23 protein-coding genes are annotated in these 26,264 nt (G+C 64.0%); 6 read left to right on the top strand and 17 right to left on the bottom strand.

The genetic code is table 11. The features are described from left to right. The first annotated feature begins 44 nt into the window (after window positions 1–44). The 3 genes from CRO48_RS03020 (at window position 45) to CRO48_RS03010 (ending at window position 3,159) form a co-directional block, all read left to right on the top strand. Window positions 45–1,322 carry an L-fuconate dehydratase gene (locus CRO48_RS03020; RefSeq protein ID WP_097136262.1) on the top strand — a complete coding sequence of 426 codons (1,278 nt, stop codon included), beginning with the start codon at window positions 45–47 and terminating at the stop codon, window positions 1,320–1,322. Window positions 1,323–1,382: 60 nt separating this feature from the next. Beyond that, entirely contained in the window at window positions 1,383–2,519 is a 1,137-nt protein-coding gene (locus tag CRO48_RS03015) for an alpha-hydroxy acid oxidase (protein WP_097136261.1), read from the top strand. A gap of 148 nt (window positions 2,520–2,667) precedes the next feature. Further along, on the top strand, window positions 2,668–3,159 hold the full coding sequence (locus tag CRO48_RS03010) for a nuclear transport factor 2 family protein (protein WP_097136260.1): 492 nt from the start codon (window positions 2,668–2,670) through the stop codon (window positions 3,157–3,159). A 97-nt stretch (window positions 3,160–3,256) separates the two neighbouring features. Here the strand turns inward: CRO48_RS03010 and CRO48_RS03005 are convergent, their stop codons facing one another. The 3 genes from CRO48_RS03005 to CRO48_RS02995 are packed head-to-tail and all read right to left on the bottom strand — an operon-like array spanning window position 3,257 to window position 7,093. Continuing rightward, window positions 3,257–4,291, bottom strand: a complete 1,035-nt coding sequence (locus tag CRO48_RS03005) for a histone deacetylase family protein (RefSeq protein WP_097136259.1) — start codon at window positions 4,289–4,291, stop codon at window positions 3,257–3,259. Between the two features lie 25 nt (window positions 4,292–4,316). Next, complete coding sequence (locus tag CRO48_RS03000; RefSeq protein WP_097136258.1) at window positions 4,317–5,705, bottom strand: glutamine synthetase family protein; 1,389 nt, start codon at window positions 5,703–5,705, stop codon at window positions 4,317–4,319. Then, a complete protein-coding gene (locus CRO48_RS02995; protein ID WP_097136256.1) occupies window positions 5,702–7,093 on the bottom strand; it encodes a transaminase in 1,392 nt (463 codons plus the stop codon). The genes CRO48_RS03000 and CRO48_RS02995 overlap by 4 nt, the downstream gene beginning before the upstream one ends. 237 nt (window positions 7,094–7,330) lie before the next feature. Here CRO48_RS02995 and CRO48_RS02990 point away from each other — a divergent pair, with 237 nt between their 5' ends. Both CRO48_RS02990 and CRO48_RS02985 read left to right on the top strand, forming a co-directional pair. Next, window positions 7,331–7,726, top strand: a complete 396-nt coding sequence (locus CRO48_RS02990; protein ID WP_097136255.1) for a VOC family protein — start codon at window positions 7,331–7,333, stop codon at window positions 7,724–7,726. A gap of 121 nt (window positions 7,727–7,847) precedes the next feature. Beyond that, window positions 7,848–8,762: an SMP-30/gluconolactonase/LRE family protein gene (locus tag CRO48_RS02985; RefSeq protein WP_097136722.1), complete on the top strand. Its 915-nt coding sequence runs from the start codon at window positions 7,848–7,850 to the stop codon at window positions 8,760–8,762. Between the two features lie 6 nt (window positions 8,763–8,768). On the opposite strand, the gene CRO48_RS02980 is transcribed toward CRO48_RS02985, so the two are convergent. From CRO48_RS02980 to pcaD, 12 genes are all read right to left on the bottom strand, one after another. After that, a complete protein-coding gene (locus tag CRO48_RS02980) occupies window positions 8,769–9,683 on the bottom strand; it encodes a DMT family transporter (RefSeq protein WP_097136254.1) in 915 nt (304 codons plus the stop codon). A 298-nt stretch (window positions 9,684–9,981) separates the two neighbouring features. Further along, the gene (locus tag CRO48_RS02975; RefSeq protein WP_097136253.1) at window positions 9,982–11,415 is read right to left on the bottom strand and encodes an aldehyde dehydrogenase family protein; all 1,434 of its coding nucleotides are present in this window, start codon (window positions 11,413–11,415) and stop codon (window positions 9,982–9,984) included. Window positions 11,416–11,581: 166 nt separating this feature from the next. Next, on the bottom strand, window positions 11,582–13,081 hold the full coding sequence (locus CRO48_RS02970) for a S10 family peptidase (RefSeq protein ID WP_407071884.1): 1,500 nt from the start codon (window positions 13,079–13,081) through the stop codon (window positions 11,582–11,584). A 211-nt stretch (window positions 13,082–13,292) separates the two neighbouring features. After that, window positions 13,293–13,712: a Cu(I)-responsive transcriptional regulator gene (gene cueR, locus CRO48_RS02965; RefSeq protein ID WP_097136251.1), complete on the bottom strand. Its 420-nt coding sequence runs from the start codon at window positions 13,710–13,712 to the stop codon at window positions 13,293–13,295. After that, window positions 13,709–16,210 carry a heavy metal translocating P-type ATPase gene (locus tag CRO48_RS02960; protein ID WP_097136719.1) on the bottom strand — a complete coding sequence of 834 codons (2,502 nt, stop codon included), beginning with the start codon at window positions 16,208–16,210 and terminating at the stop codon, window positions 13,709–13,711. Before CRO48_RS02960 ends, cueR begins: the two co-directional genes overlap by 4 nt. A 127-nt stretch (window positions 16,211–16,337) precedes the next feature. Continuing rightward, window positions 16,338–17,270: a LysR family transcriptional regulator gene (locus tag CRO48_RS02955; RefSeq protein WP_097136250.1), complete on the bottom strand. Its 933-nt coding sequence runs from the start codon at window positions 17,268–17,270 to the stop codon at window positions 16,338–16,340. Window positions 17,271–17,276: 6 nt separating this feature from the next. Then, window positions 17,277–19,175, bottom strand: a complete 1,899-nt coding sequence (locus tag CRO48_RS02950) for a bifunctional sugar phosphate isomerase/epimerase/4-hydroxyphenylpyruvate dioxygenase family protein (RefSeq protein ID WP_097136249.1) — start codon at window positions 19,173–19,175, stop codon at window positions 17,277–17,279. Window positions 19,176–19,228: 53 nt separating this feature from the next. Then, entirely contained in the window at window positions 19,229–20,287 is a 1,059-nt protein-coding gene (locus tag CRO48_RS02945) for a 3-carboxy-cis,cis-muconate cycloisomerase (protein ID WP_097136248.1), read from the bottom strand. A 7-nt stretch (window positions 20,288–20,294) separates the two neighbouring features. After that, window positions 20,295–20,915, bottom strand: a complete 621-nt coding sequence (pcaG, locus tag CRO48_RS02940; RefSeq protein WP_097136247.1) for a protocatechuate 3,4-dioxygenase subunit alpha — start codon at window positions 20,913–20,915, stop codon at window positions 20,295–20,297. 1 nt (window position 20,916) lies between these two features. Further along, window positions 20,917–21,657, bottom strand: coding sequence for a protocatechuate 3,4-dioxygenase subunit beta (gene pcaH, locus CRO48_RS02935; protein WP_097136246.1), 741 nt, complete (start codon window positions 21,655–21,657; stop codon window positions 20,917–20,919). Then, complete coding sequence (pcaC, locus tag CRO48_RS02930) at window positions 21,654–22,073, bottom strand: 4-carboxymuconolactone decarboxylase (RefSeq protein ID WP_097136244.1); 420 nt, start codon at window positions 22,071–22,073, stop codon at window positions 21,654–21,656. Before pcaC ends, pcaH begins: the two co-directional genes overlap by 4 nt. 3 nt (window positions 22,074–22,076) lie before the next feature. Further along, a complete protein-coding gene (pcaD, locus tag CRO48_RS02925) occupies window positions 22,077–22,874 on the bottom strand; it encodes a 3-oxoadipate enol-lactonase (protein WP_097136243.1) in 798 nt (265 codons plus the stop codon). Between the two features lie 87 nt (window positions 22,875–22,961). On the opposite strand from pcaD, the gene pcaQ reads away from it, so the two are divergent. Next, on the top strand, window positions 22,962–23,903 hold the full coding sequence (gene pcaQ / locus CRO48_RS02920; protein WP_097136242.1) for a pca operon transcription factor PcaQ: 942 nt from the start codon (window positions 22,962–22,964) through the stop codon (window positions 23,901–23,903). A gap of 51 nt (window positions 23,904–23,954) precedes the next feature. Here the strand turns inward: pcaQ and CRO48_RS02915 are convergent, their stop codons facing one another. Both CRO48_RS02915 and CRO48_RS02910 read right to left on the bottom strand, forming a co-directional pair. Beyond that, window positions 23,955–24,836, bottom strand: coding sequence for an SMP-30/gluconolactonase/LRE family protein (locus CRO48_RS02915; protein WP_097136241.1), 882 nt, complete (start codon window positions 24,834–24,836; stop codon window positions 23,955–23,957). Window positions 24,837–24,903: 67 nt separating this feature from the next. Beyond that, window positions 24,904–26,031: an ABC transporter substrate-binding protein gene (locus tag CRO48_RS02910; protein ID WP_097136240.1), complete on the bottom strand. Its 1,128-nt coding sequence runs from the start codon at window positions 26,029–26,031 to the stop codon at window positions 24,904–24,906. Between the last annotated feature and the right edge of the window lie 233 nt (window positions 26,032–26,264).

The following is a 26,264-nucleotide window of genomic DNA, read 5'->3' as shown; positions in this document are numbered from 1 at the left end:
ACCGGAAACGCCCGGTCGCGTCCGGCGCGCAAGGGGAGGAAAAGATGGCCCGCATCACCGGCATGCGCGTGTTCGACCTGCGGTTTCCGACATCCAGCAGCCTTGATGGCTCGGATGCGATGAACCCCGATCCGGACTATTCCGCCGCCTACGTCATCCTCGACACCGACGTGGATGGCCTTGCCGGCCACGGGCTGACCTTCACGATCGGCCGGGGCAACGATATCTGCTGCATGGCGATCCGGGCGATGGAGCACCTTGTCGTCGGGACGGAGTTGGAAGACGTACGTGCGGCGCCCGGAAAATACTGGCGGCATCTGACCAGCGACAGCCAGTTGCGCTGGATCGGCCCTGACAAGGGAGCGATGCACCTTGCGACCGGTGCGGTCGTAAACGCCGTGTGGGATCTGCTCGGGCGGCAGGCCGGAAAGCCGGTGTGGCAGCTCGTTTCGGAGCTTTCACCGGAGAAGATCGCCGATATCGTCGATTTCCGCTACCTGACGGACGTTTTGACCCGCGAAGAGGCGGTGGCGATCCTGGAGAAGGCCGAAGCCGGCAAGGCGGAGCGGGTCGAGACGCTGCGGCGCGAGGGCTATGCCTGCTACACCACCTCGGCCGGCTGGCTCGGCTATCCGGAAGACAAGCTCAGACGTCTGTGCCAGGAGGCCGTCGATGCGGGGTTCAACCACGTCAAGATGAAGGTCGGCCGCGACCTCCAAGACGACATTCGCCGTTTGACGATTGCGCGCGAGGTGATCGGGCCCGACCGCTACCTCATGATCGATGCGAACCAGGTCTGGGAGGTCGGGCAGGCGATCGAGTGGGTCAGGAAGCTCTCCTTTGCCAATCCCTTCTTCATCGAGGAGCCTACCAGTCCCGACGACATTGCCGGACATCGCAAGATCCGCGAGGCCATCGGCCCGGTGAAGGTGGCGACCGGCGAGATGTGCCAGAATCGCATCATGTTCAAGCAGTTCATCGCCGAAGGCGCCATCGATGTCGTCCAGATCGACAGCTGCCGCATGGGCGGCCTGAACGAGGTACTGTCCGTTCTGCTGGTGGCGGCGAAGTACGGACTGCCCGTGTGGCCGCATGCGGGGGGCGTCGGCCTGTGCGAATATGTGCAGCATCTGTCGATGATCGACTACATCGCGGTGTCAGGCACGAAGGAGGGCAGGGTCATCGAATATGTCGATCACCTGCACGAGCATTTCGTCGATCCATGTGTTATCCGCAACGCCGCCTACATGCCGCCGTCGCGCCCCGGCTTCTCGATCGAAATGAAGCCAGAATCCATTGCCGAATACACGTTCCGCTCCTAAAAGATGACAGTCGAATTCGGGGCGCGTCGCATTGCGCCCCGCCGCATGTAGGGGTGAAGCGTGAACGATATTCTGACAATTGCCGACCTGAAAGCGAGAGCCAAGCGCCGCGTGCCGAAGATGTTCTTCGACTATGCCGATTCAGGCGCCTACACCGAGGGCACCTATCGGGCCAACGAGGACGATTTCCAGAAGGTGAAGCTGCGCCAGCGGGTTCTCGTCGACATGACCAACAGGTCGCTCGAAAGCGAGATGATCGGTCAGAAGGTCTCGATGCCGGTGGCGCTCGCGCCGACCGGACTGACCGGCATGCAGCACGCCGACGGCGAAATGCTGGCGGCGCAGGCGGCGGAAGAGTTCGGCGTCCCGTTCACGCTGTCGACCATGAGCATATGCTCGATCGAGGACATTGCTTCTGTGACGACGAAACCGTTCTGGTTCCAGCTCTATGTGATGCAGGACCGCGACTTCGTCATCAACCTGATCGAACGGGCGAAGGCCGCAAAGTGCTCGGCGCTCGTGCTGACGCTGGACCTGCAGATTTTGGGCCAGCGCCACAAGGATATTCGCAACGGCCTTTCGGCACCGCCGAAGTTCACGCCGAAGCATATCTGGCAGATGGCGACGCGGCCGCTGTGGTGCATGCAGATGCTAGGCACGAAGCGCCGGTCGTTCGGAAATATCGTGGGCCACGCCAAAAGCGTCACGGACCTTACCTCCCTTTCGGTGTGGACGTCCGAGCAGTTCGATCCGCAGCTGTCCTGGAAGGACGTGGCCTGGATCAAGGAGCGCTGGGGCGGCAAACTGATCCTCAAAGGCATCCTTGACGAAGAGGACGCGCGCATGGCGGTCTCGACCGGTGCTGACGCGATCATCGTCTCCAATCACGGCGGCCGTCAGCTCGACGGTGCGCCGTCCTCGATCAGCATGCTGCCGCGCATCGTCGATGCGGTCGGCGGCAACATTGAAGTGCATCTCGATGGTGGCATCCGCTCCGGTCAGGACGTGCTGAAGGCGCTCTGCTACGGCGCAAAGGGCACCTATATCGGGCGCCCCTTCCTCTATGGCCTCGGAGCCGGCGGCAAGGCGGGGGTCACGCGGGCTCTGGAAATCATCCGCAAGGAACTCGACATCACCATGGCGCTGTGCGGCGAACGGGACGTGCGCAACCTCTCGCGCCGAAACCTGCACCAGTGAAGCTGATGCGTTCAACGGCCACGGTTACGTCTCTGTTTGGTGCGCCTCTTAATATTAGTTTACGCTAATACCAATGGATACTGCAGCCCGATTGTCTGCCATGGCATTCGGGCGCACACTGCCGCCGTTCAAACGGAGGGACGCATCCATGACGGATCGCAGAGAACTCGAGAGGACTGTCCGGACATTCTACCGGGCACGCAACGATAACGACATCGAACAGATCATGGCGTTGGTCGATCCGAACGCCTGCTTCCGCATCGCCGGAAACTACAGGCTCGGACCGCTGACGCACATGACCGAGGGCACGTCAGAAATCAGCGCCCGGTTCGGTGACCTCATGACGAACTGGGACGTCTCCGGCCTCGACATCGAGAGCATGCATGTCGACGGAGACACGGTGCTGGTCCATCGTTCCGGTTCCATCCGGTTCATCCCGACAGACACCTTCATCGATACGGAAATGCTGGACAAGCTGACGTTCAGCGACGGCCGCATCATCGAGTTCGTCGAGTTCGTCGATACGCTGATGGCGGCCGAGATGATCGGTTTCGTGAAGCCATCCGGCATCTGGACCGGGGTGCCTGGCATGCCGATGGAGCCGCGTACCGCGAGGGATCCGGGAAGACCGAGAGCCTGAGAAACCTTGCTCGAACCGGCATACACAACCTGGCGATTGCCGGGCATCGCGGCTCGATGTCCGGCATGACGCAGCAGTCTTGCGACAAGCGACACGCTTAGGCGCGCTCGAACCCCTGCAGCACGTTGACGGCATTGATGCCAAGCGCATCCACCGCATAGCCGCCTTCCATCACAAAAAGCGTCGGCAGGTCGAAGGCGGCGATGCGAGCCCCGATGACGAGAAAGTGCTCTCCGTCCAGATTGAACTGCGAGATCGGGTCGTCCTTGAACGTATCCACGCCCAGCGAGACGACCAGGGCCGACGGCTGGAAGTCGCGGATGCGCTCGTGCGCGTCCTCGAAGGCTTCGCGCCACTCCGCCCATCCCGTTCCGGCGGGCAGCGGATAGTTGAGGTTGAAGCCCTCGCCGGCACCTGCGCCGCGCTCGCGCGCGTAGCCGAGATGAAAGGGAAACTCGAAATCCGGGTCGCCATGCAGGCTGGCGAGCAGCACGTCGGCGCGGTCGTAGAAGATCTCCTGCGTGCCGTTGCCGTGGTGGTAGTCGATGTCGAAGATCGCGACGCGCTCGTGGCCGCCGTCGCGCAGGCGCTGGGCGGCGATCGCCGCATTGTTGAGGTAGCAGTAGCCGCCGAAGAAGTCGCGCCCGGCATGGTGGCCGGGAGGCCGGCACAGGGAGAAGGCGGCACGGTCCCCGGCAAGCACCGCGTCCGCGCCGGCCAGTGCCGTATCGGCTGCGCGCCGCGCCGCCTGCGAGGTGGTCTCCGTGATGGAACCGGCCATGTCGAACGAGTAGTAGGACAGCCGCGCGTCCAGGCCGGAGGGTGGGCTGTCGATAGGCGGCATCGAACGGTGACGCCAGCTATAGGGCCAGACCTCGCCGTCGCGGCCGGCCGCGCGCCATTCGGCAAAGACGTTTTCGAGAAAATCGAGATAGTCGGGCGTATGCACCCGTTCGATCGGCGCGCGCCCGTAGGGCTGCGGATCGAGGACCGGGCCGAGTCCGACGTCCTTGATGCGGGACAGCACGATTTGCGCCCGCTCGGGCTTTTCGAAGGTTTCGACGATGCTGCCGAAGGAAACCTCCATGCCGCTGTGATGCAGATGGTGGTCGGCGGTGTAGAAGGTTTTCATGCGGTCGGCCTGCTGGGGGAGAGGATCAGACGATTTCGCCGTAGAGCGAGCGCTCAAGGGGTGTGATTTCGGCGGCGAAGCGGCGGAACTCGGCGCGCTTGAGTGCGAGGAACACGTGGTGCATCCGTTCGCCCAGCGCCTCCTTCAGGAACGAGGATGCCGCCGCCTTGTCGATGGCGCTGCGCCAGTCTGGCGGAAGGCTGTCGCCGGCACCATCCGCGTACGCGGTCGTCTGCGGGCCCGGATCGGCCTTCGAAACGATGCCTCTCTGCATGGCGGCAAGCACGGTAGCGCCGACGAGGTAGGGATTGGCGTCGATCCCCGCCGCCCGCTGCTCGAGATGCCGTCCGGCACCGGCGCCTGCGGGAATGCGAACTGCGACGGAGCGGTTGTTCGTTCCCCAGGTCGGTGTCGTCGGTGCGTAGCTCTGGGCGGAGAAGCGCCGCCAGGAATTCAGGTGCGGGGCGAAGACAAGCATGGATTCGTCCATCGTCTCCAGCAGCCCGGCGACGGCCTGCGTCATCAGCGGCGAAAGCTCGCCGGCGCGGTCGGCAAACAGGTTGTCTCCCGCGGCATCGGCCAGGCTCGCATGCACATGCATCCCCGAACCGGCGCGGCCGGGAAACGGTTTGGCCATGAAGCAGGCCATCATGCCGTGGCGTAGCGCCAGCGCGCGCAGAAGCCGTTTCAGCATGACGAGATCGTCGGCGGCGCGTAGCGCGCTGCCGTGGCGCAAGGTCAGCTCGAACTGCCCCTGTGCGTATTCCGAGATCATAGTCTCGACAGGCAGGCCTTGTGCTTCCGCCGCCCGGTAGACCGCGTCGATGAAGGGTTCAAGACGGTCGAGCTCGTTTACGCCGTAGACCTGGATGCCCTCCGGGCGCTCGCCGGAAAGCGGCAGCCGTAGTGGCTGAAAGTTGCCGGCTGCGTCCCTTTCGCGGTCCAGCAGGTAGAATTCCAGCTCGTAGGCCAAAACAGGATGAAAACCCTGTGCCTTCAGCAGCGTGTCGCGTCGGGAGAGAACCTGGCGGGGATCGGCGGCCATCGGCGCGCCGTCGAGTTCGAACAGCGACAGGCGCACTTCGCCGCGCGGCGGATTGGTCCACGGCAGCGGCACCAGCGAGCCGGCAATCGGCCAGGCGCGGCGATCGGCATCACCGTCCGACCAGACCAGCCCCGTCTCCTCCACGTCCTCGCCTGAGACGTCCAGGCCGAGAATGGAGCCCGGCAGATGCCGGCCGGAGCGGAAGATCGGCAATAGCTCGTGGCGGCGGATGATCTTGCCGCGCGCAATCCCGTTGGCATCGATCAGGACCAGATCGAAGGCGGTTGTTTCCGGATGGGCGGTAAGGAAGGCTTCGGCTTCGGCGATGTCGGCGACGCCTTGGGGGCGTGCGGCTGTGTCCTTGGTCATGCGTCCTTCCCCTTCACCAACCGCCCAAGCACGGCGACGAACGCCTCGACGAGGCCATCGGCCTCTGCGGCCGTAAGGGCCGGGCTGACAAGAACCATATTGTGGAACGGGGTGAGCAGATAGCCGAGATTGAGCATGGAGAGATGCAGCGCCTGCTCTATGGTGTCGGAAGCCGCAAGGCGCGCCTCGACGGCATTGCGCACCGGATGAAGCGAGAACACCACCTCAAGCCGCGCCCCTACGCGCGAAACAGTCCACTCCAGCCCGTTAGCCGCGATCGCGGCCTTGAAACCGGCCGCGATCCGGTCTGCGCGCGCATTCATGGACCGGTAGGCCTCGTCGGTCATGACCTCTTCCAGGCAGGCGCGCAGGCAGGCAAGCTGGATGGCGCTTCCCGAAAGCGTGGTGCCGATGCCGGAATGGCCGTGGCCGCTCTGCTCGCGGCGAACGATATGCAGACTTTCGGCCACCGCCTCGCTCATGCCCCAGACGCTGACCGGAATTCCGCCGCCGATGGGCTTGCCCATGACCATCAGGTCTGGCTCAAGCCCATGCAACCGGCTGTAGCCGCCCGGTCCAGTGGAGATGGTATGGGTCTCGTCGATGAGGAGCAACGTGCCGGCAGCCCGCGTCAACCGCCGCAGAGTATCGTGGAAGCTCGGGTCGGGAAGGATCATGCCGCAATTGGTCATGACCGGTTCGGCGAGCACGCAGGCGATGTCGTTGGCCGCAAGCGCCGAGGCAAGGGCCGCCTCGTCGTTGAAGGGGATGGAGACGGTCAGTTCGCCGAGGTCGCGAACCTGGCCGAGCAGGTTGCGGCGCGAGACCGTTCGCCCATCGACGAGGTCGACCAGGGTATCGTCCACGGCTCCGTGATAGCAGCCGTCGAAGACGAGCAGCCGGGCGCGGCCGGTGACCGCGCGGGCCACGCGGATGGCGAAGCGATTGGCGTCGCTGGCGGTGGCCGCAAGCTGCCATCGCGGCAGGCCGAAACGATCGGCAAGCAGCTTGCCGACGGCATGGGCGTCGGAGGATGGCAGCATGGTGGTCAGGCCACGCGCGCCGGCGTTGGCGAGTGCCTTCAAAACCGGCGCAGGCCCGTGTCCGAACATGGCGCCGGTGTCGCCGAGGCAGAGGTCCGTCAGCCGGTTGCCATCGATGTCGGTGAGGGTCACCCCGGACGCCGTCTCGATGATCGGCGGAAACGGGGAGGGCCAGTCGAGCATCCAGTGCTGCGGCACGCCGTCGAAGAAGCCGGGTCCGGATTGGGCATGGATCTGTGCGGTACGTGGCCGGCGCTGGGCAAATAGCGCCCGCTCGGTCTCAAGCAGCGCTGCCGCGCGCGCCTCCAGTTCGGACTTCTGGCCGGACGTCGTTGCCTTGTGCATTGACAAGATGCGCACCCCTCGAAGCTCATCGTGTTCAGCTTGTACTCGGCGCGCTTTTGCGTCTTTCCGAAATGTGATCACTTATATTGAGATGTGATCTCAATTGTCAACGCAGTGCCTGTGTGCATTCCCGGCGAAGGCGTGACGGAAAAATTGCGTTTGTGACGAGGCGCTGCTACCGCTCGCAGCAGTTTCGGCGCATGCTTGCCGCACCTTGAAGAGAATGAGGAGGCCACCTTGGCGAAGTCCATCCACTCCATGATCCGCGTGCTAGACGAGCAGCGCTCGGTCGATTTCTACCGCGACGCCTTTGGCCTGGACGTGGCGGAACGGCTGGATTTCGATACCTTTACGCTCGTTTACCTGAGCAACGAGGAGAGCGAATTCGAGCTCGAACTGACGATCAACAAGGGCCGCACCGAACCTTACGCGCTCGGCGACGCCTACGGGCATTTCGCCGTTTCGGTCGATGATCTGGATGCCGAGCACGCGCGACTGGTGAAGCTTGAGCTTGAGCCCAACAAGATCGTCGAGTTCAAGCGCGATGGAACCTTGCTCGCCCGCTTCTTCTTCATCGCCGATCCGGACGGCTACAAGATCGAGGTGCTGCAGCGGCATGGCCGCTACAAATAGACAGCGGTGCACCTGAGTGCCGCTTGATCGCGTAAACTGCAACTGGCAGTTTCGCAAGATGTCGCTGTGTTCGACGCAGGCGCCAGCGACGGAGCGAAGCGACGGGCAGGTAGGATCGAAGATGCAGGAAACGCCTTACGAGATTTTCGATTCCCGGTTCAGCAGCCTGATCGTGGGCAGCGCGCGGCTGGAAGAGCTTTACACCGGCTGCCGCTGGGCGGAGGGGCCGGTGTGGTTTTCCGACGCCAACCAACTTCTCTGGAGCGATATTCCCAACCAGCGCATTTTGCGCTGGACGCCGGAGGGCGGCGTGTCTGTCTACCGGCAGCCTTCCGACTTTGCCAACGGCCATACCCGCGACCGGCAGGGAAGGCTGGTCTCCTGCGAGCATGGAACCAGGAGGGTCACACGCACGGATTATGATGGAACGATCACCGTCCTTGCCGACAGCTTCGAAGGGCGGCGACTGAATTCGCCCAACGACGTGGTCGTCCGTTCTGATGGCTCCGTCTGGTTCACCGACCCGACCTATGGAATCCTGTCAGACTACGAGGGTTATCAGGCCGATCCGGAGCAGCAGACGCGCAACGTCTACCGCATCGACCCCGCAAGCGGGGACATCGCCGCTGTCGTTACCGACTTCGGTCAGCCGAACGGGCTCGCCTTCTCTCCGGACGAAAGCATCCTCTATATCGCCGACTCCGCTTCGAGCCACGACGCACAATGGCCGCCGCAGATCCGTGCCTTCGATGTCCTGGACGACGGTCGGCGCCTTGCGAACGGCCGCGTCTTCGCGCTCATCGAAGGTGGCGTGCCGGATGGCCTGCGTGTCGATACGAACGGAAATGTCTGGACGAGCGGCGGTCCCGCCGTTCATTGCTTCGCACCCGACGGGGCGTTGCTCGGCCGCATTCGCGTGCCGCAGTCCGTGTCGAACCTTGCCTTCGGCGGCCCGCGCCGCAACCGCCTGTTCATCACCGCGACGACATCGGTGTATGCGATCTACACGACGGTGAGGGGCGCCCAGGTTCCCTAGGCCTTACTACTGCGCGGGCTGCCGTGCCCGTTTCAGCTTCTGTTCCCGGAAGAAGATGAAAAGCCCTGAGGCGACGATGAAGCCGGCCCCGACCAGCATGGCGGTGCGCGGCATGTCGCCGAAGAAGATCAGTCCGAAGACCACCGCCCAAAGCAGGAGCGTGTACTGCAGCGGCACGACGGTTGCGGCGTCCGCAAGCTTGAGCGACCTGTTCACCAGCATGTGTGCCGCCATGGCAACGACACCCAGCAGGCTGAGAAGGCCGATGTCCAACGGGCGCACCGGAGCCCAGCCGGAGGGATCGAAGGCAAGCGTCACCAGCGAGAAAACGGCTGCGCCCGCGACCTGCCAGAAAACCAGCGTCGTGTCGGGCGTTGCCCGCAAGGTGCGGCCGAAGATCATGGCGAACGAGAAGGCGATGCTGCCGGCAAGCGCGATGAGCGCCGGCAATGTGAGGCTTTCCCTAGAAGGTTCCAGCGCGATGACGACGCCGGCGAAACCGACGAGGATAGCGCTCCAGCGTCGCCAGCCCACCTTCTCGCCGAGCATCAGCGGCGAGAGTGCTGCGACATAGATCGGTGCAGCAAGCCAGTAGGTCATCGCATCGGCGAGCGGCATGTAACCGACGGCGAAGTAGAACGCGGTTGCCTCGAAAGCGAACAGCAGGGAGCGGAGGGCCTGCAGGCGAGGGCGTTCCACGCGCACGAGATTGTGCCATCCCGTGCGCCAGAAGAACGGCAGCAGCACGGTTATGGCCGCCAGACTGCGAATAAACATGAGTTGCGAGGGCGAGTAGGTCGCCACCAGCCATTTGCCCAAGACGTCGTTCAACGAGAACATCACCATGCCGAGCAGCATGAGCAGCACGCCCAAGCGCGTCGCATTCGACGGCGTTACGGAGGTGGCGGTCGCATCTGTCATGGCCGGTTCTGCGCGCTTGGGCTGCGAGCCTGCGCGAGGCGTCGACGGGCCACAGTTTGGGGATGAACAGCCCTTTGCACATCCAATTCCGGCGATCCAGTCAACAATATTGATGGCTGCATTCAGTTTGACGAAGCTTCGACGGTGGGAGGGGGACGATCAGCGAGATCGCAGTGATCGACGGCGCCGTGGCGGCGGGCGAAATGCGCGCCATTTCGCAGCATGCCCCAATCAAAAGCGATCGGGCGCATCGATGGATGCGCCCGACAGCCGATTTCGCCATGCCTTTCGATCGCCCTTATGCGGCGTCGGGGCGGTGGACGGTTTTCACCTCGAGGAAGTCCTCCAGCCCGAAGATGCCGCCTTCGCGGCCGTTGCCCGACTGCTTGAAGCCGCCGAACGGGCTGCCGTAGCGATGCGGACCACCGTTGATGTGGACCATGCCGGCGCGAAGGCGTGCGGCGACGCGTTCGGCGCGGTCCGCATTTCCTGTCTGCACATAGGCGGCAAGGCCGTAGTTGGTGTCGTTGGCAATCGCGATCGCCTCCTCTTCGGTGTCGAAAGGAATGATCGACAGAACCGGGCCGAACACTTCTTCACGGGCGATGCGCATGTTATTGTTGACGTCGGCGAAGATGGTCGGCTTGACGAAGTAACCGGTTTCGAAGCCTTCCGGCTTGCCTGGACCGCCGACGAGCACGCGCGCGCCCTCGGCCACACCCGCCTCGATCAGCGCCTGGACGCGACCGAACTGGATGTGGGAGACCAGCGGGCCGATATGGCCGCCTTCCTGTTCCGGATTGCCGACTTTTGCTGCCTTGCCGGCATTCTCCGCGATTGCGACGGCCTTGTCGTAGACCGAGCGCTGCACGAGCATGCGCGTCGGCGCGTCGCATGACTGACCGGAGTTGTTGAAGCACTCGGCAACGCTGCCAGCGACACGATCTTCCAGGTCGGCATCCTCGAACACGATGTTTGGCGACTTGCCACCGAGTTCGAGTGTCACCCTTTTGACGGTATCGGCCGCGTCCTTGCTGACGGCAATGCCGGCACGGGTTGAGCCGGTAAACGACATCATGTCGATGTCCCGGTGCTTCGAAAGGGCCGCGCCGCATTCGATACCGTCGCCATTGACGAGGTTGAACGTGCCGGCGGGGAAGCCGGCCTCCTCGACCATTTCGGCGTAGAGCAAGGCGTTCAGCGGCGTGAACTCGGAAGGTTTCAGCACGCAGGTGCAGCCGGTAGCGAGCGCCGGAACGACTTTGAGCGCGATCTGGTTGATCGGCCAGTTCCACGGCGTGATCAGCCCGCAGACGCCGATCGGCTCGCGCCGCACCACGTCGCCATTCGGCAGCACTTCACGGCTCTTCAGGCGCTTCAGCGCATCGATGAAGCCCTGCAGGTGGCCGACGCCGACATCGGCCTGCTGCTCGGTGCTCATGGTGATTGGGGCGCCCAGTTCGAGCGTGATCGTGCGGGCCATCTCGTCGTAGCGGCGCTTATAGATTGCGAGCAGCTTCTCCAGCAGGGCGAGGCGCTCGTCGACGCTGGTCTGGCTGTAGCTCGCAAACGCCTTCTTGGCGGCGGCGACTGCCCGATCGATGTCGGCAGCAGTACCCATGGAGATCCACGCGATCGGCTTTTCGGTCGCCGGATTGATCACCTCCAGGTCGCGCGGCGTCAGCGGGTCCACCCATTTACCGTCAATGTAGAACTTGCGTTTGTCCAGCATGCTTTTCTCCCGTCGCATTCATTCTTTTCGTTTCCCGCCGCCGCATGAGCCCGGCGGGAGGAGAATGTCCGCCGCCATGGCAAAGCGCAATACCCTTCCGGGGATAGGAGAGGGATGCAGCGCTTGGGCGCCTGTTCTGTGGCGACGACCGTGACGCCTTGCCAACTCAACCCTTGTCTGTGCCGGCATAAAAGGCCCGCACCTCATCGGTAAAGGCCTTCCGTTCGCCGGGGTCGGTGTAGAACATGTGACCGCCGCGATAGAGCTTGAGCCCGACGCGACCTTCTGCGAGCGACGGCGGAAGGTGGTCGACGACATAGCGGCTGACGCCATAGGGCGTGATGGCGTCGCTGTAGCCATGTGCAACCAGTACGCGCATGGACGGGATTGTCGAAAGAAGCTCGCGAAGATCCCGCGCCGCGCTGACATTGGAGCGGGCGCCGTTCCAGTCCCAGCGGCGGTTCACGTCCTTGTCCAGCAGGCGGTAGGTCATTTCGGTGGAGAACTTCAGTTCGTCACGGGCATAGGCCGCAAAAGCACCGCCGTAAGCACGCGTATAGCCGTCGAGGATCGGGTCGGCCCCGCGGTCTTCCGATGTTTCAGGATAGGGGTCGTCCGCGACATAGGCAGCATCGTAGTGGCTCGCGATCTTGTCCGGGGCGCCTTCGATATCCTTCGTATAGATATCGCCGACGAAGCCGCGGGCGCGTGCCACCGCGTCCTTGCCGATCCCCGTCATCCCGGCGATGCGGGCATAGAGGCGGTCGGCTTCATCGCCGCTCGGCGCGGCGCCGGCGAGCGCGACCAGGTAGTCGCGCATCGCGAACCGCTCCACTTCCCGGAGTCCATCCGCGGAGAAGGCGCCCTTGCGCTCCATCTCCGCTGCCGCCAGCGAAGGAAGCTGCAGGGCGGCGCCGACAGGATCGCCGGTCCCGAAAATGTAGCGACTTTCGATCATCGGCGAAAGCATCAGGATGCCGGAGACGAGGACGCCCTGGCTGTCCTTCAGCGCGGTCGCAACCTTGGCGGCGCGAAAGCCCCCATAACTTTCGCCGAGCAGATATTTCGGTGCGGCGGAACGGCCTGTCTTCTGAACATAGAGCGCGATGAATTTGGCAAGGCTTTCCGCATCGGCGCGGACGCCGTAGTAGGCGGCCTCGGAATCCTTGTCGGCCACCCGGCTCCAGCCCGTCCCGGCCGGGTCGATCAGCACGAGATCGGTGAAGTCGAGCCAGCTGTCCGGGTTGTCAGACAGCGACGGCCGCGTTCCGTCCAGGGCCACCTTTCCCTGTGCGCCGCGGAATTCGACGATGCGTGGCCCCACGAGGCCCAGGTGAAGATAGGCGGAGGCCGCGCCCGGTCCGCCGTTGAAGGCGAAAGTGACCGGCCGTCCAGCGGGCGCATCCTTTGCGGTGTAGGCGGTATAGAAGATCTTTGCGCTGACCTTGCCGTCCGGTCCGCGCATCTCCAACGTCCCGGCGGTCGCGGTGTAGGGCAGGTCCCCCGACGCGCGGCGCAGCACGTGGTCTGTAACGGCATCGCCCGGCAGCAGGTCCAGCAGGACGGAGCCGGATTGATGCCGTGCAGGCTGTTGCGCCATCGCACCGCCGAGCGGTGCAGCGGCAAGAGCGGCGATGACGGCAATCGATAGGAGATGGTAGCGCAAATCCGGCTTCCTCGTTTCAGGCCGGCGGCAGTCTACGGTCGAAGGACCGACACCGGAACTCAACTCAATTTGATTGACGAGGGCGCGTGGGAAACGGTCTTGCGAACGTGTCACGGAAGGGCGGATTCTTCGCCTCCTACTTGTCTCCGTCATATTTCGGAACGGCCCGCCACGCGCGGTCAGCGCGAGGGATCGCAAATCTCGGTGCGGGCTATTCGCAGCATGCCCCGCCATCATCGCCCGTCCCGCTCGCCAGCCGCTCCAGGATGGGGCAGTCCGGCCGGTCGTTGCCCTGGCAATGGGAGGAGAGGTGCTGCAGCGTCATGACCATCTCCTGCAACTGCCGCATCTTGGCGGTAAGTTCTTTTATGTGTCCGGCGGCGATACGCTTGACGTCGGCGGATGCACGGTCGCGATCCTGCCACAACGCCAGCAGGTCGCGGATCTGCGCAATCGAGAAACCGAGATCGCGTGCCCTGCGGATGAAGCTGAGGGTGGCGAGATCTTTCGGCCCGTAGGTGCGGTAGCCCGAGCCGGTTCGACCCGCTTCCGCGATCAGGCCGATCGATTCGTAGTGGCGGATCATCTTCGCCGTCACGCCGCTGGCGCTGGCCGCTTCGCCGATGTTCATGCCCGGCTCTCCCGATCCGCATAGGCCCGGGAAGGGTGCAACCGCTTCAACCTGAGGGCATTGCTGACGACGAAGACGCTGGAGAGCGCCATGGCGCCGGCGGCGATGGCCGGAGACAATAGGATCCCGAACGCAGGGTAAAGCGCGCCCGCCGCCACGGGGATCAGCGCGACGTTGTAGCCGAATGCCCAGAAGAGATTCTGGCGAATGTTGCGCATGGTCGCGCGGGAAACCGAAATCGCGGTTGCGACGCCACGCATGTCGCCGGCCATCAGCACGATGTCGGCGCTTTCAATCGCAACGTCGGTCCCCGTGCCGATGGCAATCCCTGTATCGGCGATCGCGAGCGCCGGCGCGTCGTTTATTCCGTCGCCGACGAAGGCGACCTTCCTGCCGCCTGCCGAAAGTGCCTTCACCGCGTCGACCTTGCCGTCCGGGAGCACCTCCGCCATCACCTTGTCGATCCCGAGCGTCGCGGCAACGGCCTCCGCGGTGCGGCGATTGTCGCCGGTGATCATCGCGACCTCGATACCGAGCGCCTTGAGTTGCGCGATGGCCTCCTTCGTCGTTGGCTTGATGGGATCTGTCACGGTGAGGAGCGCGGCGAGCCTGCCGTCGATCGCAGCGTAAAGGGGCGAAGCGCCGCTTGCAGCACGCCGCTCCGCCTTATCCCTGAACGTGGCCGGATCGATCCCGAGCGTCGACATGAAGCCGGCGGAACCGACTTCGACCTTGCGTCCCGAGACCATTGCGGAAATGCCCTGCCCGGACGTCGCCCGGAACGCTTCCGCCTGCGGGATTTCCAATCCCTCCGCCGTCGCGGCCTCGTGGATTGCAAGCGCGATCGGGTGCTCCGAGCGGACTTCGGCTGCGGCCACGAGCGACAGCGCCTCGCTTCGGCCGAAACCTTCGGCCGGGATGATCTCGGTCAGGCTCGGGCGGCCGAGCGTCAGTGTGCCGGTCTTGTCGACGGCGACGACCTCCGTCGCCTCCAACGTCTGCAGCGCCATTCCCTGTCGGAAAAGCACGCCGAGTTCGGCGGCCCGTCCTGTTCCGGTGATGATCGAGGTCGGGGTCGCAAGCCCCATGGCGCACGGGCAGGCGATGATGAGGACTGCGACGGCGGCCACGAGTGCGTGCGCCAGCGCAGGGCTCGGGCCGAAAGCCAACCAGATGCCGAAGGTGACGAGGGCTATGGCGATGATGGCCGGCACGAACCATTGGGTCACGCGATCGACCAGCGCCTGGATCGGCAGCTTGGCGGCCTGTGCGTCCTCCACCATGCGGATGATCTGCGACAGCACCGTGTCCATGCCGACGCGTGTGGCGCGGAAGGAAAAGGAGCCGGTCGTGTTCATCGTTCCGCCGGTTACGGTGTCGGCTGGCTTGCGCTCGACCGGCATCGGTTCGCCGGTTATCATGGACTCGTCGACGAAGGAACTGCCCTCCGTCACCTCGCCATCCACGGGCACCCGCTCTCCGGGGCGGACCAGCACGATATCGCCGGGCACGACCGCTTCAAGCGGCACATCCACCCCTGCGCCGTTCTTGACGACGCGCGCGGAGGCTGCGCGCAGACCGGCAAGGTGCCGGATTGCCTCGCCGGTCCGCCCCTTGGCGCGGGCTTCGAGATAGCGCCCGGCAAGGATCAGGGTGACGATGACGGCGGCCGCCTCGAAGTAGACGTCGGCCGTGCCGCCCGGCAGCAGGCCAGGCGCGAAGGTGGCGACGGTGGAGAAGATCCAGGCTGCGGCGGTTCCGATGACGACGAGTGCGTTCATGTCCGGTGTGCCGCGCAGAAGGCTGGGAATGCCCTTGCGGAAAAAGCGCGCCCCCGGCCCCGCCAGCACGATCGTCGCCAGCACGAACTGGATGATCCGGCTCGTCTGCATGCCGATCGTTTCGTGGATGTAGTGGCCGAACGCGGGAATGGCGTGCGCGCCCATCTCCATGACGAAAAGGGGCGCCGTCAGCACGGCGGCGATGACGAGCGAGCGCCGCAGGGCGCCGATTTCGCTTTCGCGCCGCTCCTCGTCGGATGGTCCCTCCTCGCGACGGTCTTGCCGGACGGCGCGATAGCCGGTCGTCTCGATCGCTGCCGCCAACGCGTCGAACGTCACGGCACCGCGCAGATGGCGGACCCGCGCCCGTTCGCTGGCAAGGTTGGCGGTGGCGTCGATGACGCCTGGGACTGCCTGCAGGGCTTTCTCGACCCGCCCGATGCAGGATGCGCATGTCATTCCCTCGACCGGGAACTCGAGCGTTTCCTCGTCGACGCCATATCCGGCATCCCGCACGGCCTCGGCCACAGCCGCGGCGTCAGGCATGCCGTCGAACCTCACCTCGGCGCTCTCGGTCGCAAGATTGACGGAGGCGCCGGAAACGCCCGGTACCTTCTGGATCGCCTTTTCCACGCGCCGGACGCACGAAGCGCAGGTCATGTCTTCAATGGACAGCTTGATCGTGTGAACCGCATCGGGTTCCTTGAACGTGAGCATGGTGCACGCTCCTTTCTTTCGATAGATCGTGCACCTTCCCATGATGTCAAGGTCAAGCGCATTCTTCGCTTGGGAGAGACGGCGCGAGGCTGCCGCAGAGCCTGCCTCCGGCAACCTCTGGTTCTTCCTATCCCGGAGGTCCAGCCGGATCCCAGATCTGCCGCGCTGTCGCAGCGGCGAGCTCGTTCTGGAAGCACTTGATCGTAAACTCGGCGAAACTCGACAACTGGCGGCCGCGCTTGTGGATGGCATAGGGGGTAATCATCGCCGGCTCCTGCAGCGGGCGGCGTACGATGCCGGGAATGTTGGCGGTTCCGACCGAGAATTCGTCGACCAGCGCCACCCCCAGCCCCTGCTGCACGAGACCGAGGATGGTTTGCGAGAAGCGCCCTCTGACCGTGTGACGCAGATCAATGCCGGCATCCCTGAATGGCTGAGCGAGCGTGCTGCCATAGGGATCGCCGGGGTCGACGCCGATGAAGGGATAGCGCGCGAGGTCATGGACGGAGACCTTTTCGAGTGCCGCCAGCGGGTGGCCTTCCGGCACGATCGCCAGCAGACGACCGCGCGCCAGGGGCTTGTTGCGCACCGCGGGGTTGTCGACCGGCGAACTCATGATGACGACTTCGCCGTGCTCCAGCAGCAGGTAGTCCAGTGTCTCCTCGATCTTCAGGATGTTGAGTTCCACCCTGAGATCCGGGAAGCGCTGGCGGATGGTTCGAATGACGCGCACGGCGACGAAATTGGCGATCGACGGGGCCGAAGCGATGGAGAGCGCAAAATCGTGTCCCTTCTGGAGCGAAGAGACTGCCGCATTCAGGCTCTCCATCTGGCGATAGACGAGATTGAGCATCTCGAAAATCGTCTGCGCCTCCGCCGCCGGAACGAAAATGCCTGCCTTGCGCTCGAACAGGCGGACGCCGAGCCCGCCCTCCGCGTGCTTTAGGAGCCTGCTGATGCCGGGCGCGGACACATTCAGGAGATCCGCGGCACCCTGGATGGTGCCGGCGATCATCACCGCCCTGATGACTTCGATCTGCCTGAGTGTCAGTTCCCTCATCGCGCGCTATCGCTTCGGCATGCCCTCCGGCCGGAGCAATCTTCTCTGCGCGGCGATGCGGAACGGGGCGTTCATCGCGCCGTAGCCGTTATAGGCGCCGCGCCGCTCGACGATTTCGAAGAAGAAGCCCTCGCCGAAGGTGCGGCTATAGATCTGGAAGTATTCGCCGTTGTCGTCGCGGTCATAGAGGATGCTTGCCTCCCGAAGAGCGTCGGAGAAGGACGGTTCCAGACCAAAACGCGCTTCAAGGTCGTCGTAGTAGTTGCGCGAGATCGGCAGGGCATGAAAATCCAGCGCTGCCAGCGCGCCTGCGGTGGCAAAAATGTCGTCGGTGGTGAAGGCGATGTGCTGGATGCTGGAGCCGAAGCCCTCCGCGAGGAACTTGCCGGCAAAGGTCTTGCGGCTGTCGGCGCCGTTCATCGTCAGGCGAAAGCCGTTTGCCGAAAGGCTTTCGATGGCCTGGCTGCGGACCAGCCCACCCGGATCGACGACGTCGACCATGGGCGTCCGGCGCGTCTCGAAAATCGAGGTATAGAAAAGAAGCCAGGTCAGCATCTCGTCGTAGTGGGTCGTCTGGGCGAGATGATCGATCCGCTTCAGTCCGGCGTCCCCCTCGCCCGGATCGTCAACGGGTGTGAATTCGGTGTCCCATATCGAAGCGAGTGCCGGCGTGTCGTCGAGGAAATAGATGACGCCGTTGCCGACGCCCTGGATCGCCGGAACGCTGGTCTCACCGGCGCGGCGCGGCTCGGAGAAGACAGGAGCATCGAGCGCTGCGGCGCGGGCCAGCGCATCCTGCGCGTTTTCCACCTTCATGCCGTAGGCATAGGCATTCGTACCATGCACGAAATACGAGGATCCGGCGAAGCTGTCGCCGGAATCGTCGGAATTCACGACGATGCGGATGTCCGCCTGCGTGTAGAGATCGACATTGCGGTTGCGGTGGCGGGCTGTCTTGCGGAAGCCGAGTGACTTGAGCAAGGTCACCAGATTGTCCTTTTCCGCCTCCGCCGTCGTGAACTCGACGAAGGATACGCCGGTGGCCTGGATGCGATCGGGCATCGGCGGCACGTCGATGCGGATATCCGGTTCGAGGCGCCGGACCTGATCCATCACGTAGACCAGCGAGCGATGGCCGTCTTCGGCGAGCGCGCGGGCGGAACCGCCACGGAACTGGTCGTTGAATATCTCGAGTGAAAGCGGACCGTCATAGCCGGTTGCGGCGACGGCACGCATGAAATCGACGACCGGCAGATCGCCCTCGCCGGGCATGTTGCGGAAATGGCGGCTCCAATAGAGCAGATCCATGTCGATCAGCGGTGCATCCGCCAACTGGACGATGAAAATCTTGTCGCCCGGAATGGAGCGGATGGAATTGACGTCTATCTTGCGCGAAAGCGTATGGAAGGAATCGAGGATCAGGCCGACATTTCGATGATCGGCGCGGCGGACGATTTCCCACGCGTCGCGGTGGTCGTTGATGTGGCGGCCCCAGGCCAGCGCCTCATAGCCGACGCGCACGCCGTGTTTGGCTGCCAGGTCACCCAGTTCATGGAAATCGGCCGCCGCGCGATCGATCCCGCCGAGCGAAATCGGAGACACGTTCGAGCAGATCAGCATCAGATCGGTGCCGAGTTCTCCCATGATGTCGAACTTGCGCTGCGCGCGCTCGAAGGCGCGGGCGCGGTGCGGCTCCGGCATGCCTTCGAAATCCCGAAACGGCTGGAAAAGCGTAATCTCCAGCCCAAAGTCCCGCGCCATCTGCGCCACTTCGCGCGGCGAGGCGTCATAGGTCAGGAAATCGTTCTCGAAGATCTCGACACCGCTGAAACCGGCCTTGGCAATGGCTGCCATCTTGTCCGGGAATTCTCCGCTGATGGATACCGTCGCTATCGAAGTCCGCACAGTCTCTCTCCTCCTGATGCCAGCTTTCGCATTTGGCCGCGATCCTGCGGAAACTACTCGCTTTTTCCCAGTACTTCGATTTGGCCGAGCAATCTCAGCGAAGTCAACAGGGCAACGCCGGTGGCAGCTGTCATCTGCGGAAGGACGAGCCATTCCAGCGTCCAGGCGGCGCCCGAGCGTTCCTGTTCGTGCACCACCGCCTGGTGCATCGCTGCAAGCTGCGCCGCATTGAAACGCGCGAGCGTCACGAGAAGCTCCGCCGAGACGGGGTTCTGCTTGTGCGGCATCGCCGATGAGCCGCCGCCGCCGGAGATCCGGATCTCGCTGCCCATCTCCGCAAGCAAGGCCACGTCCTGCCCGAATTTGCCGAGGCTGCCGGTGACCAGCGAGAGGAGGCCTGCGAATTCGGCGAGTGTGTCGCGCTGGCTGTGCCACTGCAACCGGTCGACAAGGCCGAGCCGCGTGGCCAGCGCGGCGCGCACGGCAGGCCCGCGGTCCCCAAGCTTTTCCAGCGTACCCGCAGCGCCACCGAACTGGACGGCGAAACCGTGCGCGGCGAAATGGGCAAGTCGTGCCGCTGTCCGCTCCAGTGGAGCGCGCCAGGCGCAGATCCGGTCGCAGGCGGTGATCGGAATGGCCGCCTGCATGCGGGTATAGCCCATGAGCGGCCGCTGCCCGTCGCGTTGCGAAAGCGTCGTGAGACCGGCGACTGTCGCCGCCAGTCTTGTTGCAAGGATATCCGTTGCCGCTTTCAGGCGCAGGACAAGGCTCGTGTCGATCGCGTCCTGGCTCGTGGCGCCGAAATGCACCTTCTCCCGTGCGGGAGCGGCGACTGCCTGACGCATCTGCCGAACGAGTTCCGGGATGACGACCCCGTCCTTGGAGACGCCGGTCTTCAGCGCCGCGATGTCCGGCGCGAAGCCGGACAGCCCCTCGACAATGGCCGTCGCGTCATCCTTTGCGATGATGCCGCAGTCCGCCTCTGCTTCGGCCAGCGCGGTTTCGAAACGGATCATCGCATCGATGTCGGCTTCCGCCGAAAAGAGCGACGAAATCTCGTCGTCGCCCAGAAGGCCGGACAGGAAGGGATGCTCGAAGGGGGTAAGGCTCATGATCGTTTCAGATGTCGAAGAACACCGTTTCGCCCTCGCCCTGAAGGCGAATGTCGAAGCGATAGGTGTTGTCGCCTTCCTTCTTGGCGATCAGCGTGGGGACGCGGACCTTGTGTTCGATGCGCGCGAGAATGGGATCTTCTGCGTTTGCCGTTTCCTCCTCGGGAAAATACATCCGCGTGTGAAGCCCGATGTTGATACCGCGCGCAACGATCCAGAAGGTCACGTGCGGGGCCATCCAGCGGCCGTTCTTGAAAGGCACGCGGCCGGGCTTGATCGTCTCGAAGACGAATTCGCCGGTGTCCATGTCGCCCGGCGAACGGCCCCAGCCGACAAAGTTCGGGTCGGCAGCGCCGCGCGTTTCGCTCGGGCTGTTGTAGAAGCCGGCATCGTCGGCCTGCCAGATCTCCACCAGGGCGTCCTTCAGGGCGTTTCCGCCGCCGTCGTAGACGGTCCCTCGAATGGTAATGCGCTGGCCGCGCGTCTGCTCGTTGTAGAGGGCGCCGGAGCCCAGGTCCTTCTCGAAGACACCGTGAATGCCGACGAAATTCGGCGTGCAGCCGATGTGCACGTAGGGACCTGCGGTCTGCGAGGCGCTTTCCTTGAGGTAGCCAAGCGGTTGAACCATGTCAGTTGCCCTCCGGACGGTTCTCGAAGAAGGTGGAGCGACGGCCCCTGAGGACGATGTCGAACTTGTAGGCGCGCATGTCCATCGGAATGGTGGCGTTCATGTCGAGCGGTGCTATCAGTTGGCGGATGGCGTCTTCGTCGGGGATCGTTTTCACGATCGGACACTTCCAGATCAGCGGGTCGCCCTCGAAATACATCTGCGTGATCAGCCGTTGCTGGAAGCCGTGGCCGAAGATCGAGAAGTGAATGTGTGCCGGACGCCAGTCGTTGACACCGTTCGGCCAGGGATAGGGACCCGGCTGGATGGTCTTGAACCAATAGTAGCCGTTCTCGTCTGTGATGGTGCGGCCGACGCCGCCAAAATTCGGATCGACCGCGGCAAGATAGGTTTCCTTCTTGTGGCGGTAGCGGCCGCCGGCATTGGCCTGCCAGAATTCGACCAGCGCCCCGTCGACGCCACGCCCGCTTTCGTCGAGCACGCGGCCGTGCACGAGAATGCGCGGTCCGATCGGCATTTCGCCCGGGCGGGCATAGTTGAGGATGAGGTCGTTATCCAGCGGATTGAGCATGCCGTGGCCGAAGACCGGGCCGGTGATCTCGCTCTTCGTGCCTTCCAGGGAAATCAGCGCGCGCTGCGGCGACCGCAGCACCGTCGTCTTGTACCAGGGCGTAAAGGCCGGGGGCTGCATTTCGCGGTCGCGGGCGAAAAATGGCCCAGTCTCGGGCGGTCGATTGCTCATCCCTTGTTCTCCTCCTGGGAATTATTGGCGCGCAGTTCAGCCAGCGCAAGCTTTGCGATCTTGAAGGCATGATTGGCCGCCGGTACGCCGGCATAGATCGCCACATGCATCAGCGCCTCGCGGATGTCTTCCTCGGTCGCGCCGGTGTTGGCGGTCGCCCGCACATGCATGGCCACTTCGTCGTCCTGGCCGAGTGCCGCCAGAAGGGCGATCGTGACGATGGATCGTTCACGCTTGGTCCACTGTGTGCCCGACCAGACGGTGCCCCATGCCGATTCCGTGATCAGCGTCTGGAACGGCTGGTCGAAGGCCGTCGCCTGCGCGCTGGCCCGGTCCACATGGGCATCGCCCAGAACGGAGCGGCGCGTCTCCATGCCTTTGGCATAGCGTTCGCTTAGCGCTGCGGGTTGGTTCATGGCTCAGGACTCCGGCAAGGTTTTCAGGAAGGCCCCGACAGCTGCAGCGTAGGCTGCGGGCTGTTCGATGCAGGGGATGTGGCCGCAGCCCTCGATCACCGCAAAACGGCTGTCGGGCACGAGATCGGCCAGCGATCGCACCAGGGGGGGCGGGGTGGAGCCGTCCTGGTCGCCGACGACGCAGAGCGTCGGCACCGCGATTCTTGCGACGGCATCGGTGTAGTCCGCATCGCGAATCGCAGCGCAGGTGCCGCAATATCCCTCGACCGGCTGCCTGCCGAGCATGTTGCGGCATCCGGCGTAGACGGCATTGTCCGCTCCGCGGAAGGACGGCGTGAACCAGCGCTCCATGATGGGATCGATCATGCCGCCGAGACCATCCTTCAGGATGGCAGCAATCCGGTCGTTCCACATGTCGGGCGATCCGATCTTGTGGGCGGTGTTGGAGAGAACCAGCGCCCGGACAAGATCGTCCCGTTTCGCATGGACGGCCTGCGCGATGAGGCCGCCGACGGAAAGCCCCCAGATCACTGCGTTTCCGACCTTGAGATGGTCGAGCAGCGCTATCAGGTCGTCGGCATGGGTCTCGATCGCATAGGGCGGTTTGCCGATGTCCGACAGGCCGTGGCCGCGCTTGTCGTGCAGCACGTATGCGTAGCCGTCGCCCAGCGCCGCCATGACCGGTTCCCAGATGCGGAAATCCGTGCCCAGCGAATTGATGAAGGCGATGACGGGCTTGCCTTCGCCGATGCCGATCGCGCGATAGTGGATCGCCGCGTCGCCGACCTTCAGAAATCTCATCGGTCAATCTCCTCTTGAAAGCCATATTGCAATGATGATCCGGTTAAGTAAAATGAGTTTTTCTCCTCTAGAGATAACCTGTAGGTTATGGTTCTCCCGGTCGATCCCCGCATCAAATTTCGCCATCTGCAGAGTTTTGTGGAGGTGGCGCGCCAGAAGAGCGTCAACGGGGCGGCGGCCACGCTGCGTGTCAGCCAGCCGGCGGTAACGAAGACCATCCGTGAACTGGAGGAGATCCTCGGCATCGTCCTGTTCGAGCGGGACGGGCGGGGGATCCGAACCAGCAGCCATGGCGAGGTGTTCCTGCGACACGCGGCGGCGACACTGACGGCGCTTCGCCAGGCGGTCGATTCGGTTTCCTACGAGATGGCCCGCTCCGCGCCTCCGGTCCGCATCGGCGCATTGCCGACCGTCTCCGTTCGCATCATGCCCAAGGCGATGACTCACTTTCTGGCGGAGCGCACCGGCAGCCCGGTCAAGATCGTCACCGGCGAGAACGCGGTTCTGATCGAGCAACTGCGTGTCGGAGAACTCGATCTCGTCGTTGGCCGCCTTGCATCCCCGGAAAAGATGACCGGCCTCGTTTTCGAGCATCTCTATTCCGAACAGGTCCGCTTCGTCGTGCGGGTCGGTCACCCGCTGCTGGCAACGGGCGTATCCGTGTTCGACCGGTTGCGCGATTTCCCGGTCCTGCTGCCGACGCGCAATTCGGTGATCCGCCCGATCGTCGAGCAGTACCTGATCGCCAACGGCGTGCCGGCGCTGCCGACGCAGATCGAGACCGTCTCGGATGCGTTCGGGCGCGCCTTCCTGCGCATCAGCGATGCGGTCTGGATCATCTCCGAAGGCGTCGTGGCCGCCGATATCGCTGATGGTGTGCTGGCGGCCCTGCCGATGGAGACGACGGATACGCGCGGCCCGGTCGGCCTGACGACGCGCGCCGATACGCTGCCTTCCCTGCCGCTGACGCTGCTGATCCAGGCTATCCGCTCGGTGGCCTCGGACGCGGCTCCCGCCGTGCGGATCTGAGGGCGTGCACGGCATCTTCGTTTCGTGAATGAAGAACGCGAAGTCCGGACGTCAGAACCGGACGCGGTGTTCCGGCCTGCCCCTTACACCCGGCTGGAACACCAGCACCTTGCCGGCGAGCGGTTGCGCGGCCCGTTCAGGATTTGTCAGCGGTTCGGCGGCCGAGGTCACATAGAGTTCATCGAAGTCGCTGCCGCCGAAACAGCAGCAAGTCGGATAGGTCACCGGCAGGTCGATGGCCATGGAGACCTCGCCGGATGGCGCAAACCGCAAGAGTCGGCCGCCGGCATATTCCGCGTTCCAGAGATGCCCGTCGGCATCGATGCAGCTTCCGTCGGGGCGGGCGGGGGCAACAGTCCTGGCGAAGCTGCGCGCTCGTCCGCGCTGGCCGGTCTCGGCGTCGTAGTCGCAGGCCCAGATCTCATAGGCGCGCGTATCGCAGAAATACATCCGCTTGCGCACGGGGTCGAAGGCCAGCCCGTTCGGGATGGCGAGGTTTTCGGCTTCTGCTATCGCGTTCCGATCGACCCCGACGCGATAGAGCGCACCGACCGGGGCGTAGTCCGCCTCCCGCAATGTTCCGACCCAGAAATTGCCGGCCGGATCAGCCCTCCCGTCATTCTTGCGATGCCCGGCCTTTCCCGGCTCCGGATCGCAGAGGAATTCCTGAGTGCCCGATTCCGGTGCGTAGGCGAACAGCCCGTTGTCGCAGGCAAGCAGCAATCCGCCAGTTTCGCGGAGCCCGATCGAGCCGATGCGGCGGGCGGTGACCGGGTGGCGGCGGCATTCTCCTGTTGCCGGATCGTAGCTCCAGAGGGTCGGCGTCAGCACGTCGACCCACCACAGGCGCGCGGTTCGTTCGCACCAGATCGGGCACTCGCCGAGCCGGCTCGCTTCCGCGTCGAGCACCTGGTAGTTCATCATTTGCGCCATTCGAAAACGTCGCTTTCCTCATCGCCCCGAGCCCGGCGGCAAGGCCGGGCGGGGCGACGACGGCGGCTCAGAGGGCTGGGACCGTGGAAACGACGACGGACTGACCGTCCTTCACCTCGACCATGAAGCTCGGACGGGACATTTCGCCGCGCTCGTCCCAGCAGGTGTCGAGCAGGATGTTCGGATAGTCCTTCGCTTCCAGGCACAGGCCATGCATCTTCTGCACGAAGGCTTCGCGGTCGAAGCTGCCGACCATTTCGGTGACGTACTTGGTCGTCCACGCCGCGATATAGCCCTTGATCGCGTCCTGAATCGGCTTGTGGCCATACTTTGCCTCGAATTTCTGCGCGACGGCTGCGATTTCCGGTGCGGTCACGGGCAGATTGACACGGGCTATGGCGCCGTCGGCGGCCGCCCCTGCGAGGTCGATCACCTTCTGGTCGTTCAGCGTGGTTTCGCCCACCAGCGGCATCGGCAGCGCCTGCTTGCGCGCCTCGACGAGGAAGCGGGCGGATTCCTCCTGGTTCATGTAGACGAAGACGGCTTCCGCGCCGGAGGCCTTCAGCTTGGCGATGTCGGCACCGTAGTCGGTCTGTGCCTGTTCGGAGGGTACGTCGATGACCACTTCAATGCCGGCGTTCTCCATCTCCTTCAGGAAGACGTCGTGGCCGCCCTTGCCGAACTCGTTGTTGACCCAGGCGATGCCGATCTTCTTCACCTTCAGCGTGTCGGAGAAGTACTTGGTCAGGCCCGGAATGCCCTTCTGAGCGCCCATCGACGTGCGGAAGATGTAGGGATTGCCCTTCTCCACGATCGCGGGCGCTTCCGATCCCGTGAACTGCGGCACGCCGTTCTGCTTGGCGACGAGCATGTTGACCACGGTGGAGCCGGAATAGATCGTGCCCCAGATCACGTAGGCTTCCGCGTCGATCGCCTTCTGGACCAGGGCGCGCGAGATCTGCGGGTCGGTCTGGGTGTCGTAGCTGGTGACCTCGATCGGCTTGCCGAGAATGCCGCCCTGGGCGTTGATTTCTTCTACGGCGAGCAGGGCACCTTCGTTCCAGTTCGTGCCGGAGGGGGCGCCGGCGCCGGAGAGCTCGGCGACGATGCCGATCTTCACGGTTTCTTCGGCGTGGGCGATGCCGATGGTCGTCATCAACGCGGTCGTCAGAGCCAGAAGTGTCTTGCGGGTCATGTGTCCTCCCATTCGCGGATTCTCGGGCGGCGGCATCGTCTTTGCGTGCCGGGCCGAAAGTGAGTTGCAGTTCGTTTCGTCATGTCGTTTGCGGCTGCCGCGCAAGCCGGCCTGGTGCTCGGCCGTGACTTGTCTCCCGTGAACCGGGCCAGCGCGCTCCTCCGCAGTGTCCGATTGGTCCAGCCTATCGGCTCGATGGATGAATTTCCCTTACTAAATTGGCATTCCTCATA

This window comes from Rhizobium subbaraonis, assembly GCF_900220975.1.
Classification (GTDB): Bacteria; Pseudomonadota; Alphaproteobacteria; order Rhizobiales; family Rhizobiaceae; genus Mycoplana; species Mycoplana subbaraonis.
This window is presented reverse-complemented; position numbering and strand designations above follow the sequence as displayed.